The organism is Staphylococcus sp. GDB9P120P, assembly GCF_017893435.1.
Taxonomy (GTDB): domain Bacteria; phylum Bacillota; class Bacilli; order Staphylococcales; family Staphylococcaceae; genus Staphylococcus; species Staphylococcus cohnii.
Window position 1 is genome coordinate 746,141 of record NZ_JAESNB010000002.1, and the last position, 14,143, is coordinate 760,283.

The window sequence follows — 14,143 nt, forward strand, 5'->3', positions numbered from 1 at the left end:
CGTATGCATTAAGCTACATTGTGTGAGTATAAGCATATCAAAGTCAATTCACTAAAACGATTTTGACTTATGCTCATATTTTAGTTTTCGTATTAAAATTATAGTGATATTGAAAATAATTTATAATTATTTTGTTATTAGCCTGAGAATTGATGAAATTTTAAATTTCTGTGTTTGCTTCTTTTTTGATATACTATAAGCCATATAAAATTACTAGGTTTATAAGGAGGAGTGTTATGCAGGAATTGAATAGAAGTGATAAGCAATATGGTGTTTTAGCACTTCTACCATTAATCATATTTTTAGGGTTATATATTGGTGTAGGACTCACTTTTACCATAATGGGTAAAGAAGACGCGTTTGATCAATTACCAAGACATGTTGCTATTTTTATCGGCATCGTTATCGCTTGGACATGCTATGATAGAAAAACGAAGTTTTCTAAAAAAGTAGAAATATTTACAGCGCATGCAGGCAATTCAGGTATTGTTAATCTAGGCTTGATACTGTTATTAGCAGGCGCTTTTTCTACCGTTACCTCGGAAATGGGTGGTAAGACAGCAATGGTGAATATGGGGCTTACTGTCATCCCACCAAGTCTACTCATACCTGGTATTTTCATTATGAGTGGTTTTGCTGCGCTAACGTTAGGTACTTCTACGGGGGCGCAAGCTGCTTTTATTCCAGTAGGTGTTGCTGTAGCTCAAGCTGCTGATTTAAGTGTCGCAGCAGCAGGTGCCGCTGTTATTGCAGGTGCATATTTTGGTGATAACTTATCCATTATTTCAGATACGACGATTGCAGCTACAAATGGCGTCGGTGCTAAGATGAAAGATAAATTTAAGATGAATGTGTTGATTGCGCTACCTGCTGCACTTATTACTGCAGTTATATATGCAGTTGTGGGTGGAACAGGTAAAGTGGAAGGTGACTTAAGTTTTAATTTTATAAATATACTGCCATATCTATTTGTACTTATAGCAGCAATCGCAGGTTTGGATGTGATTTTAGTGTTGATTATCGGTATCATAATGGCAGGTGTCATTGGTTTGCTTCAAGGCAATTTGGGCATATTCCAGTTTACAAAAGCTATTGGTGAAGGTATGGAAAGCATGTTCCTTATTTTTCTTGTGGCGTTTTTAGTTTCTGGACTTGTGGCATTAATTCGCTATTATGGCGGTGTTGATTGGATTATTAAAACAATGAAAGAAAAAGCAAAAGGCCGAAAAAGTGCAGAATATGTGATTAGTTTAATGTCCGGTGTACTTTCTGCTGCTTTATCACACAATACGTTAGCAATTTTAATTTCTGCGCCTATCGCTAAAGAAATTGGAGATGAATATAAGGTACCTCCTAAACGTATGGCAAGCTTATTAGATATATTCGCATGTTGTGCCTTAATGGTACTGCCGCATGATAGTGGTATGTTAATGGTTGAACAATATGGAGATGTTTCTTATATAGAAGTTTTACAATACACATTTTATCCTGTGATATTTGTCATTTGTACGGTTATTACGATACAATTTGGTTTACTTGATAAAGAAAAAAACCTTTCTAAATAATTTCTATTTTAATTAAGCTAATTATTAGAAAGTGAAAATGATATATCACAGACTAGCCATTCAAAGTGAGCGTTTATAATTCAAATAATTTAATAATATTATAGGGAAGCAGAGATTATATTAAATTTTAATCTCTGTTTCCCTTTTATTAACGCCATGTATCTTGTGGTGGTATGGTAGTACGTTTTGAAATTCTTGAAACGTAGGGATTGCCTTTAACAATAAAGCGAAGCGGTTTTTGCGTCCATTCACCTTTATTAGGAATACCAATTCTCGGTGTTTCCTCAATATGTTTAGGATGTTTACGGTTTTTAGTATCTATTTTTAGATTGCCTTCATTTAATCGTGAACCATCCAAATGTCTCGGTATATTAAATGCTTTAGTCCATTTTCCTGGGCCATTTGTTAATTCAAAGCCATCTTTGTTTCTATTTGAACGCATAGCTTCAATATTCTCTTCTGGTTCAACAGCACGTATCAGGACACCTTCAGGTACACCTTCTAATTGTGTTACAAAGTTGATGAGTAAATGCGTATGCATCACATGGGCATAAATAGTGCCACCAAGTTTATATAATGATTCTACTTTGGGTGTGCGTTTGCCATTAAATCCGTGAGCGGCTTGATCCTTTTCACCAACATAGGCTTCAGTTTCAACGATGTATCCAGTAAATGTATGTAAATCATCTTCGAAAATGACACGCACACCTAATAAATCTTTGGCGATAGTGACTGTATCACGTTGTAAAAAATCCATTTATTAATCCTCCATATAATAGTTTTTGAAATTAAATGTTTTTAAAAATTTTTTATTAAATTGTAAAATTGTGTTACAAGCATGTGAGAATTTTGGTAGAATAACCTTATAAGTTTACTAAAAATTAAAAACTCATAAGTTAAAGTATCAATGACTATATTAAAGTTAAATGAACATTATATCAAATGTACTTGAAACGGGGGGAGCAATTTGGAAAGAAAAATTGGATTTGGAGAAGCATTAAAACTATTTTGGAAAAATTATTTTAACTTCAAAGGCCGTGCACGCAGAAGTGAATATTGGTATATGGTTTTATGGCATATGATTTTTCTAGTACCAGCGTTTGTTGTATATTTCATTGGTTTGATTGCATTAATTAGCGCTGCTGCTTCTCAATCTGAAACGGCCATTATGATAAGCGTAATCTTTCTTATTATCAGTGTGATATATATAGCTGTGTACGGATTAGCTACTTTAATACCTAATTGGGCGATATTTATTAGAAGATTTCATGATACAGGTAGATCGATGTTACTACCACTTATTTATTTAGGTATTTCAGTGTTTTCATATATCATATTTACAGTAATAGCTATACTAGATTCAGATTTCAATCATATGGCAAGTGTGATTTTCATCGTATTGATATACGCATTCTATATAGGTTTTGGTATTTATGCGCTAGTCGTTAGTTGCTTGGATAGTGAACGAAAAACAAATAAATATGGTCCAAGCCATAAATATGCAAACCAATATACTAAAATTGATGACATGTATAGAGAGCAATAGTTAAAATAAACCCAATTATGACAAGTCAAACTGTTAGACTGTTTTTTGTCATAATTGGGTTTTTATAAAGTTTAATTATTAATATATGATAAATTTGGATAATGTTTTCCTAATACGTCATGCAAAGCTTTGTAGCGTTGAAAAAGTACTTCATATTGTTTTACCTTTTTTGGATCAGGCTGTAAACGGTAATAAACAGGTTGTTTCATATGATGTACTGTTTCTTCAAGTGTTTGATAAGCACCACCTACATTTGCACCTAACATTGCTGCACCTAATGCTGTAGCATTGGAAGAATCCATAACGACGACTTCTTTATTTAAGACATTAGTATATATATCTACGAGTAATTCGCTTTTAATTGGTATACCACCAGCAGCATAAACAGTATTAACCGGTATTTGGTTATCTTCAAATTGTTGCATAATTAACTTAGTCCCAAAAGCCGTTGCTTCAATATAAGCACGATGAATCATTTCGAATGGTGTTTGTAACGTTAAGCCAAAGATACTACCAGTAAGGTTACTGTTGCTTAATATACTACGATTACCATTATGCCAATCTAAAACGGTTACGTGCTGTTGATGAATTGGTATCTCAGAAGCTAAATTTTCTAAGTGTTCTAATATAGTAATACCTTCTTTTTCAGCTTGTTTTACTATGGACGCTGGGGCCTGACTAGCTGAATAACTAAATAAATCACCAACTGCAGCTTGACCAGCTTCATAAGCATATAAACCTGGGATAATTGCATCTTTGACTGATCCTGTAATCGCAGGAATTGCAACTTGCTTAGCGTCGAGCATGAGATGACAAGTGCTAGTACCTATAACAGGTGTGAATTCACCCTGTTCGATTGCACCAACGCCGAGTACTCCTGAATGAGCATCTATAATATAAGGAGAAATTTGAACTTTATCTGATAGCCCCCATAATTTTTGATAATAAGTAGTTAAAGCCCCTGCACTTTCACCAATATTTATCACTGGTGCCTCACATTTATTTTTTACAATTGAAGGTAAGTCTTTATCTACCGCTTCAAAAAACGAATAATTAAAGCCATCTTTTTCGTTGTAAAAACCTTTGAACCCTATGCCACAATTTGAACGAATATTGCGATTGGTTAATAAACTAACAATATAATCTCCAGCCTCCATAATATATGCACTCTGCGCTAAAATTTCTGGCGCTTTGTGTTTAACCTCTAATATTTTTGGAATCATCCATTCACTATTAACACTATGACCATAAAAGTCTAACCAATTTGCGTTATATGTGTCATTTATTTTTTTCATAAATGTCGCTTCTTCATGAGCACCATGGTGTTTCCAAAGCTTAACATAAGCATGTGGTTCATCTTTTAATGATTCATGTGTATGTAATGGTTTGAAATGTTCATCTAAAAAGACAATCGTACAACTTGTGAAATCGATTCCCATACCAATTACATTTGATGGATCAATTTTACTTTCTGATAAAACGTGTTGAACACCTTTTTCTAATATATTTGTGTAATCTTCAGCGTTTTGTAAAAAATAATTATGCGGTAAATCATGGCCGTTCAATGAACCTGAAATTGTACCATGAGGATATGCTTCTATGTAGCTAGAAATAATCTCACCATTGGAGGTATCTACGAGAAATACACGACCAGATGCTGTACCAAAATCGATCCCAATACTGTAACTCATGCGGCATTGCCTCCCAATAATCATTTTAATAAGTTCTGATTACTTATTTAATCTAATAATAGTGCTTGCAAAAAACATTGTAAAGATAACAACGTTTTTAGATAATAATGGAAGGTAAGAGTTGATATGAATCATCATACAAATAGGTTAAAAAGCTAAAATACAATTTGAAATGTATATTTAAGGTGCGAAATGTTATTATCAATATATATTCATTCGACTTTAAGGGAGGGAAATCTTATCATGTCCTTAAAAATAGCAAATGTTACAAAAAAATATAAGGATTTTACAGCAGTTAATGACATATCGATAATTTTAGAATCAGGAAAGATGCTAGGATTTTTAGGACGTAATGGTGCAGGAAAGACGACAACTTTTAGAATGATACTTGGTTTGACGCCGATTACAGAAGGACAAATTTTATATAAAGATAAGGCGATTGACCAATCAATATATGATAAAATAGGATATTTGCCTGAAGAACGAGGGTTACATCCGAAAATGAAAGTAGAAGATGAATTGAGATATCTAGCTACATTAAAAGGGATGAAATCAAAAGAGATAAGCAAATCTATTGATTATTGGTTAAATCGTTTTGATATTGAAGAAAATAGAGAAAAGAAAATAGAAGCGTTATCTAAAGGAAATCAGCAAAAAATTCAACTCTTAGCAAGTATGTTACATAATCCAGAATTATTAATCTTGGATGAACCTTTTAGTGGTTTAGATCCAGTTAATGTTGAATTATTAAAATCAGCCGTAAAAGATTTAAATGATGCAGGAACGACGATTATATATAGTTCTCATAGAATGGAACATGTAGAAGAACTATGTGATGATGTTTGCATTTTGAATAAAGGTGAACTTGTTGTTTCTGGGCCAATTGATGAGGTGAAAGCAAATCATGGCAATAAAAGCGTTATAATTGAAACAAATCATGCGATGTCAGAAATAGATGATATTACTGGTGTTATCCAGGTTGAACGTAATAAAAGGGAAATAAGAGCGTTGATAGAAGACGAAGTGATTGCTGAAGAAATATATAATATTGTAGTTCAGTATGGTTTTGTCAAAAGGTTTCAAGTTATAGAACCAACGTTAAATGAGATTTTTATAGATAAAGTAGGTGATGCAAATGGATAAATTTTGGGCTACTTTTTCACTTACGTATAAAAGTAAAGTAAAAACAAAATCATTTATGATTTTCACTGCGATTGTAGTTGTATTAATGTTGGCAGCCGCTAATATTAATAAAATCGTCGATCTATTTGATAATGGCCCTGATAAGATTGGTATTGTAGTTAATCAGGACCAAGTATATAAAGTGATTAAAGCACAAAGTAATCACCTTGATAGTGATGCGAAATTTAAAAAAGTGACTAAATCACAAGCACATCAACAAGTAAAAAATGAAAAGTTAGATAAAGCGTATGTCATTGATTTGCATGATAATCACAAACTGACTGGTAAAATTTTAAGTAAAGATACCGTGTCAAAAACAGATGAACAAAAATTACAAACTACTTTGTCAGCCATTCAAACCAAACTTGTGGCATCTAGTTTAAATCTATCTGAAGATGAGCTAAAACAATTGCAATCTCAAAGTGAAGTAAGCTCACAAGTGCTTTCAGATAGTGCGAACGAGACAAATTTAAGTGAGTCACAAAAAACATTTAATACGATTATCGTTTATGCAGGCATTATGCTCATGTTTTTCATAATCATAAATTATGCCAATCAAGTGGCAATGGAAATTGCAACTGAGAAGACCTCACGTGTCATTGAAATGATTATCACAAGCATATCTCCAGTAACACACATACTTGCAAAATTGTGTGGCGTCATCGCTGTGGCATTAACACAAATTAGTATTTTCATTATTGTAGGCATCATAAGTGTGTTGCTATTTGATATTGGAGATATGCTTAAAGGATTTGATGTTGAGCCTAATGATCTAACAGTACAATTAATTATCGTAGGTATACTTTCTCTTATTTTAGGTATACTTTCTTATATTATATTGGCCGCTATATTGGGTTCGATTACTGCACGAATCGAAGATATTAACCAATCACTTATGCCGATGACTTTGATTAGTATCATTGCATTATATATGGCAATGTTTGGTGTTATAAATCCTGACACGACGCTCATAAAAGTTGCAAGTTTTATTCCTTTATTATCTCCCTTTATCATGTTTTTACGTGCATCAACACCTGACGTAGCTACTTGGGAAATTGTAGTAAGTATGAGTTTATCAATATTAACAATATTTATCTTACTTTATATTGCAGTAAGAAGTTATAAAGATACAATATTAAGTTTTGATAAAGGCTTGTTAAAGTCTATGAAACGTGTCTTCAGTAAAAATTAAAGTGTGTTAACAATCATTAAGATAAGTTATAGATAAACCAATAACTTTTTGAAGTGTATTTAAATATATGAGTAGGGGAGTGAAACTAAAACAACATAATGGTTTCATCCCTACTTTTTTATAAAAAATACTTGGAAGCGTGATTTGCAAGTGCATTAAATATGCTAAATAAATCATATCTATAAAAAAACTAGAAAAAACATCACAATTTTAAATAATATTTGATAGAATTAATAATTAGTATAGATAATGATTTGGTTAAGTTGTTACACTATAGGAAAGTAAGATAACTACCTAGGGAAGTAGTAAACTGTTTTAAAATTTTAAATATTAGTGAATGAGGTATTTTGCTCAGTAAATGGGGACATATTGAGCGCATAATTATCTAAGCTAATTTAAAATGCTGTGCAATTCACTTTAAAAGTAATGCATTATTAAACTGATGAGAATATTGTATCTTGTTTAATAAAGCAAGAATGATGTTCGTTACAGTTGTGATTGAAGTTTTATTCAAGATAAAGCTGAAAGTTAAAGTGAATAATAATATGTTTGGTTCGAAAGGGAGTAATTGATGATGTTTGCAAAAGTAGAAAGACAAAGTAATGGTATTGACTTAATTAAAATAGACAATGAAGCAACTAAGATTGTTTTCACGAACTATGGCGCCCGTATCGTGTCATGGAAATATGATGATAACAATATTGTATTAGGTAATGTGGTAGAAGCGGATGAATTCTATCAACAAAACCCTTTTTATTTTGGTGCTACTGTAGGTCGTTATGGCGGACGTATAGCAAATGCTGAGTTTCATTTAGATGGTACAACGTACCGATTAGATACAAACGATGGTGAAAATAATATTCACGGTGGCTTTAAAGGTATAGATAAATGTTATTTCGATTATGAAATATTTGAGCAAGTAGGCCAAGTGAAAATTGTATTTTCTACCACAATTCAGCAGTCAGATGATCATTTCCCAGGAAATATCAATTTAGAGGTGATACATACTTATGATGTTGACCACAAATGGACAATTGAGTATAAAGCTGTAGCTACCGAAAAAACAATTTTTAATCCTATGAATCATGTATACTTTAATTTGAACAGAGACAATAACGTCATCGATAATCATAGCATCTCAAGTTCAGTATTAAAAATGCACTTATTAGACAATAATCATTTTGTAACAAAACAAGAACCATTAAATTTAGAAAGTGTGTTTGAGCGTAGTCAAATTCAATTTAAAGATATTTTTAATAGTGAACACCATGATATTCAAACACAAATGAAACGATATGGTGGTCTGGATCATCCGTTTCAAATTGGAGAGCAAGGTATGACAGTTGAAAATAAGCATTTTCAACTTTCTGTTGAGACAGATATGCCTAATGTCGTGATTTTTACTTTTAATGATACTACGGAATGGGAAAGTGACTTTAATATTTATAAAGCACATTCAGGATTTACATTAGAAACGCAATGCATCCCCAATGATATTAATTTGTATGGAGAAAATGCGCCATCAATATTAGAAGCGAATCGACCTTTTTATTCTAAGACTTCATATAAAATTGCTGAAAAAACAGGTGGGGAAGCAGAATAATATTACTGTGGTTGAATCAAGTACATTGAAGTGATTTAAAGTAATGCAAAATAATCAAGTGATACTTGTGAATAAGCAACCGACGTTTTATAATATCGTGCTATAGAAGATAGGTTTAAAAGAAATACTCAGGTTAGTGAATCTGTATGAATATCATATTTTGTCAGTTACTTAACCTGAGTTTAATAAATGTATAATATTTACAGATGCTTGTTGTACAGGGGTCTGTTTTTTTATTGCGCATTAGAATATGGCATTTTAGTATATTGTGATATTTATTTTTGTGCGCGTTTTAGATACTTTTCTAATTTGCGTCGTCTTTCTTCAGTTAAATAAGGATTTTTTAAGGCATAGGCTAAGCGCGCAACATTTTTATTATCATTGTAATAAATATCATTGAGTTCAAATACAGTTAAAAGGGAATCTTGCTCTCCGTATTTTATGAGCTGAAGATGAGATGAGTCGCTAACAAAACCTTCTTTAATTACTCTAAGGTAACAACCAGTTCTACATGTACTAGACATACGTTTAATAAGGTTAGGAATTTTATACTTTTCTTGTATTTTCCAACAAGGTTCTCTAATCTCTGAAACTTCGATAATCGCTTCACCTAATTGAAATTGATCACCAAAATGTAAGTCTTTTTCATCCAAATCTTTGACAGTTAAATTTTCGCCAAACATTGCATACTCTGGTAAAACCGAGACATCATCTTTCCATAAATTATAATTTTTTTCACTATATAAACACACAGCTTTATTGGGACCGCCATGTCCTTTGTATTCTTGCTCATCTTCAGAAAAACCTGTTTTTGAAAGCCACATTCTACCGGTGAATGGCTGTTTGTTAAGTGCTGAACGCATCGGTCTTTTAGAACTATAAGGTAAATCTTCTATTTTTCCTGTAGCAATCGCTTTTAAATCATAAATCATGACAATCCCCCTTGTTGGTTATGTATTATTATTGTAAAGCACATATTTGATTATGCAAGAAGATATATTAATTTAAAATTTATACATATTTTTTAGCTATGTATTTTTTTCAATCTCATGTACAATAAAGGTGAGAGTAAGTTATGTAAAGGGGACGCATTATGGATACGAAACAGTTGAAAATTAGTACATTTAATGACGCGTTAAGCCAAATCAGCGACGGTATGGTAGTTGGAATTGGTTCTGGTTCAACAATAGAGTTGCTTGTCCCAAAATTAGCTGAGAAATTGAACCATGAACAGATTGATATTACAGGTGTATGCACTTCTAATAAAACCGCTTATATCGCCAAAGAATTAGGTATTCGAGTAGTGGATGTCAATGATATTGAGAAAATAGACGTTGCAATTGATGGTGCAGACGAAGTGGACAACAATTTGAATTTAATTAAAGGTGGCGGTGGCGCATTATTTAGAGAAAAAGTGATTGACGCCATGGCGGAAAAATTTATTGTTTTAGTCGATGAATCTAAGTGTGTATCATATTTAGGTGAAACGTTTAATTTACCTGTAGAAGTAGATAAATTTAATTGGTTATTAGTTTCTAAAAAAATTGCAGCTTACGATAATTTGCAAGTGATACGTCGGATGGTGGATGATGTCCCATTTATAACTGATAATGGAAATTATATTCTTGATGTTACATTGAATTCATCTATCGATCCTTATGCTATGCATGAATTTTTAATTCATTTAGTAGGTGTCTTAGAAACTGGTTATTTTATCGATGTTACAGATCAAGTCATTATAGGTACACAAAAAGGTGTTAAAATTTTAAATAAATAATAATTTGGTATATTAAAATATAATAAAAGCAGGTTAACTACCGGTATAAATTAAGATAATCATGAGGTTTAGTCATTGTATCTGAATATACGGTAAGTGTAACCTGCTTTTTGTTAATTAGCGACGATGATCACGTTTGTTTTTTAGTTTAAAAGGTGAGCGTTGTCGTTTTTTATTTTGTTGTGTGATTGTCTCAGAAGTATTTTGATCATTATCATGTTCTGTTGATGTTGCTTCTGTTTGTGCTCTCTCAGTAGAATTTTCAACAGCACCGTTTACCTGTGTTTTAACATGGTTGTGTTCTCCTTGAACGTCGTTGTTCTCAGGTGTTTGTGGTGTGTTTTCATCTATAATATTGTTTCGACTGTCATCATGATTTGTTTGTTGGTGATTATTTTGAGTGTCAGTATCATCCATAAGTTCAGTTGATGTTTTTGAGTCAGCATCATCTGAATTTATATGTTTGTCTGTTGCCTCTTCAGTTTGAGAAGTAGTAGATTCACTGTGCTCGTCATCTTCTGTATGAACTTGTGCTTTTGTTGTTGCATCATCGGGTGTTTCACTGCTGTCTTCTTCTTGAGGTGCTTCTGAATATTCATTAACGTGGTCCAAATAATTATTATTATCGACTTCATCTAAACTGCGCTTTGTAAAGAAATAGAGTATCGCGCGAATAATAATACTTAATAAAATGTAAACGACTGCTACAGCTGATGTAGATAGTGCAATTACTTTCATTGCGAAAACACTGCCGAGCTCTTCATTGAATAAGAAAACAAGACCAAATGACATTGCTGCATGGAATATCGTTGCGATATAAATCGTGCGTCCTTTTGTAGCACGAATCAATTCACCTATAATCATAGAGAATGCAAATGTATATAATAAACCATATAAAGTATATTCAAGACTAAATACCATGTTTATATTCCAAATGGAATATAATATACCAACAATAATTGATGCAAAAAATGTATTCATTTTTGTTTCTATAATGTTTTGCAAGTAAGAACGGAAACCGAACTCTATTAAGAATGCCATCACTAGCTGTCCGAGTATAATTGCAGTTATAGAAACTGATAAATCTTCTGCTTGTAATAATACAAAACTATCTGCAAAGATGTTGAAGCTTACCATAGCAATCAAGAAAATGACTAAAGGTAATATAAATGCAAGTAGAATTCGTTCAATCACTTTTAAATCTATTGTTAGTTTTAAACCAGATAACTGCGCTTTGCGATTACTAAAAACAATAATACAAATAAGCGCAGCAATAAATGGTGCTATAGCACTTAAGTCAAAGACAAAAGTTTTAAGTGAAATAGTACTTTGTAAATCTTTTAGTATAATAGGAGCTGCATAAGCAATAATAAAGAAAATAAAAATCATTATTGCCCATTGAAAACCTGATATACGTTGTTTATTCATTATGTAACCTCCAATAGGGTTCAGAAAATCATTTATCACTAATTATACATATTTATTAATCAGAAATAAATTAAATTTAGATATTTATCATTGAAATGTAATAGTAATGCCAAAACTAACATCTAAATGAAATAATTAATTGTAATTTGAAAAATTAAGCAGCTGAATATTGGGTAAATAAAAGCATAAATTGAATTGAATTCAATGTAAGCGTATACTTTTATATGAGGATATTGTTTTAAAAGGAGGAGAATTATGTATAAATTAGCACAGCGCGATTTATGGACAGGTAGAGTCGATAGTGAAACAGATTCATCTCAATTTAGACATTTTCAAACTGTAAATTTTAGGAATATCAAAGATGACTATCGTGAGAAACGCCAAGGTGTGGGGTTATTAGGTTACGCAGTAGACAAGGGTGTTGAATTGAACAAAGGAAGATTAGGTGCAAAAGAAGGTCCCGACGCAATTAAGAAAGCATTTGCCAATCTACCTGTGTTGAGTGACTGCAAGATATATGATTATGGTAATGTAGAACATGATCACAATCACTTAGAAGATACCCAAAAAGAATTCGCACAATATGTTGCAACCTCAATCCAAAGACATAAACAGACGTTCTTATTGGGAGGCGGACATGATATCGCTTATGCCCAGTATTTAGGCATAAAAGAAGTTTATCCTGATGCTTCTTTAGGTATTATTAATATTGATGCGCATTTTGATACCAGAGCAGAAGCACAGTCCACTTCTGGAACGAGTTTTAGGCAGATTTTAGATCAAGATAATCAAGCAGACTATTTAGTATTAGGCATACAACAAGGTGGTAATACACAAGGCCTATTTGATTATGCAAACGAAAAAGATATCGGCTTTGTTTATGCCGAGGAATTATTACATCAAATATCTCCTCCTGTAAAAGATAAGGTAGAACGTTTTATACACAACCATGACGTTATTATGTTCACAATATGTATGGATGTTATCGATAGCGCATACGCACCAGGCGTAAGTGCTAATGCAGTATTAGGCCTATTTCCGCATATTGTACTTGAACTTGCCAAACGTATTATCCCAAATGAAAAAGTCTCAACGATTAGCATTGCTGAAACCAACCCTAAATATGATGTCGATAATCGTACAGCAAAGCTCTCAGCTAATTTTTTACATCATTTTATTCTTTAATATTCCAATAATAAAGACATAAATCTATAAAGGAAAGTACTCGTTCAGGGTGCTTTCTTTTTTTTAAGTAATTGATGTAAATCGTACGACTGAGTGTTGGCTTAATTTCAATTGCATCTAAATCTCGTGCATTAAAAGATTGGTAATAGACACGTGGTATGACTGCATAACCTAATCCTCGATGAACGAAATTAGTTGAAGCTTCAAAGCGGTCGGCTTCAATAATAATATTTGGATGAATATTTAGACGGTTAAAATAGTCATCTAAATGCTTGCGTACTTGTGAACCTTTTGTAGGTAAAATTAGTGGTAAAGATTTAATAGAAACTTTTTTGCTATTCGGGAATGTATTTTTAGGCGTTATGAGTACATAAGATTCTTTATATAGTGGGACAGAGTGTATATCGTCATGGACAATCTGCTCATTTGTTAGGCCTAGATGATTTTCAAAATTTAAAAGTCGCTCTAATATGGTGCTCTGATCATGTACTTCTGAAGCATGATATGTTTGGTCTGCATATTCCTTTTGATGCATAGCAACTACTTGTGAGATCCATTGATTTGAAGATTCAAGAATAGAAAATTTTATTTTAGGTGCATGCCCCATTTTTAAATCATACATTTTTTCCAGCGTTTGATGATAACTTTGCACGAGTTGAACGGCATAGTTATAAAAATGGATACCTTTTTCTGTAATTTTAATATCCTTTGTAGTTCTTAAAAATAAATCATAACCTAAATCTGCTTCTATTTTTTTAATTGTATTCGTTAAAGACGGTTGGCTTATATGTAAAAAATCTGCAGCCTTTGTAAAACTATTATATTTAACGACGGCAATAAAATATTCTAATTGAACAATTTTCAAATGAATGTCACTCCTAAATGATTCGTGTATTTATAGTTTAAAACTATTAATAATTAGTTTATTGATATTGGTAGTCTATATAATAACATATTATACTTTTAGATATAGA

The 14,143-nt window shown here is 32.2% G+C and carries 12 protein-coding genes; 7 read left to right on the plus strand and 5 right to left on the minus strand.

Features of this window, described 5'->3' with window-relative positions; genetic code table 11:
- Window positions 1-236: 236 nt before the first annotated feature.
- A complete protein-coding gene (locus KA856_RS03355) occupies window positions 237-1,565 on the plus strand; it encodes a Na+/H+ antiporter NhaC family protein (RefSeq protein ID WP_107386389.1) in 1,329 nt (442 codons plus the stop codon).
- Window positions 1,566-1,713: 148 nt separating this feature from the next.
- Here the strand turns inward: KA856_RS03355 and KA856_RS03360 are convergent, their stop codons facing one another.
- Entirely contained in the window at window positions 1,714-2,322 is a 609-nt protein-coding gene (locus KA856_RS03360; protein WP_107505086.1) for a DNA-3-methyladenine glycosylase, read from the minus strand.
- 210 nt (window positions 2,323-2,532) lie between these two features.
- On the opposite strand from KA856_RS03360, the gene KA856_RS03365 reads away from it, so the two are divergent.
- Window positions 2,533-3,111 (plus strand): DUF805 domain-containing protein, encoded by a 579-nt coding sequence (locus tag KA856_RS03365; protein WP_107384622.1) that lies wholly within the window; start codon window positions 2,533-2,535, stop codon window positions 3,109-3,111.
- A 71-nt stretch (window positions 3,112-3,182) separates the two neighbouring features.
- Here KA856_RS03365 and KA856_RS03370 read toward each other — a convergent pair whose 3' ends face one another.
- Window positions 3,183-4,802: a ribulokinase gene (locus KA856_RS03370; RefSeq protein ID WP_107505084.1), complete on the minus strand. Its 1,620-nt coding sequence runs from the start codon at window positions 4,800-4,802 to the stop codon at window positions 3,183-3,185.
- Between the two features lie 243 nt (window positions 4,803-5,045).
- Between KA856_RS03370 and KA856_RS03375 the strand changes: the two genes are divergently transcribed.
- The 3 genes from KA856_RS03375 to KA856_RS03385 all read left to right on the plus strand — a co-directional run bounded on the left by KA856_RS03375 (window position 5,046) and on the right by KA856_RS03385 (window position 8,779).
- Entirely contained in the window at window positions 5,046-5,945 is a 900-nt protein-coding gene (locus KA856_RS03375) for an ABC transporter ATP-binding protein (protein WP_107384623.1), read from the plus strand.
- Window positions 5,938-7,176 (plus strand): ABC transporter permease, encoded by a 1,239-nt coding sequence (locus KA856_RS03380; protein WP_107384624.1) that lies wholly within the window; start codon window positions 5,938-5,940, stop codon window positions 7,174-7,176. Before KA856_RS03375 ends, KA856_RS03380 begins: the two co-directional genes overlap by 8 nt.
- 574 nt (window positions 7,177-7,750) lie before the next feature.
- Window positions 7,751-8,779 (plus strand): aldose epimerase family protein, encoded by a 1,029-nt coding sequence (locus tag KA856_RS03385; RefSeq protein ID WP_182475046.1) that lies wholly within the window; start codon window positions 7,751-7,753, stop codon window positions 8,777-8,779.
- A gap of 275 nt (window positions 8,780-9,054) precedes the next feature.
- Here the strand turns inward: KA856_RS03385 and KA856_RS03390 are convergent, their stop codons facing one another.
- Complete coding sequence (locus tag KA856_RS03390; protein WP_107384626.1) at window positions 9,055-9,711, minus strand: MOSC domain-containing protein; 657 nt, start codon at window positions 9,709-9,711, stop codon at window positions 9,055-9,057.
- A gap of 158 nt (window positions 9,712-9,869) precedes the next feature.
- Here KA856_RS03390 and KA856_RS03395 point away from each other — a divergent pair, with 158 nt between their 5' ends.
- Window positions 9,870-10,556, plus strand: coding sequence for a ribose 5-phosphate isomerase A (locus tag KA856_RS03395; protein WP_181187394.1), 687 nt, complete (start codon window positions 9,870-9,872; stop codon window positions 10,554-10,556).
- A 117-nt stretch (window positions 10,557-10,673) separates the two neighbouring features.
- Here KA856_RS03395 and sdpC read toward each other — a convergent pair whose 3' ends face one another.
- Entirely contained in the window at window positions 10,674-11,984 is a 1,311-nt protein-coding gene (gene sdpC / locus KA856_RS03400) for a peptidoglycan release complex CPBP-like subunit SdpC (RefSeq protein WP_107386227.1), read from the minus strand.
- A gap of 255 nt (window positions 11,985-12,239) precedes the next feature.
- Here sdpC and hutG point away from each other — a divergent pair, with 255 nt between their 5' ends.
- Window positions 12,240-13,169: a formimidoylglutamase gene (hutG, locus tag KA856_RS03405; RefSeq protein ID WP_107384914.1), complete on the plus strand. Its 930-nt coding sequence runs from the start codon at window positions 12,240-12,242 to the stop codon at window positions 13,167-13,169.
- On the opposite strand, the gene KA856_RS03410 is transcribed toward hutG, so the two are convergent.
- Entirely contained in the window at window positions 13,159-14,034 is an 876-nt protein-coding gene (locus tag KA856_RS03410) for a LysR family transcriptional regulator (protein ID WP_107384915.1), read from the minus strand. The genes hutG and KA856_RS03410 overlap by 11 nt on opposite strands.
- Window positions 14,035-14,143: the final 109 nt, after the last annotated feature.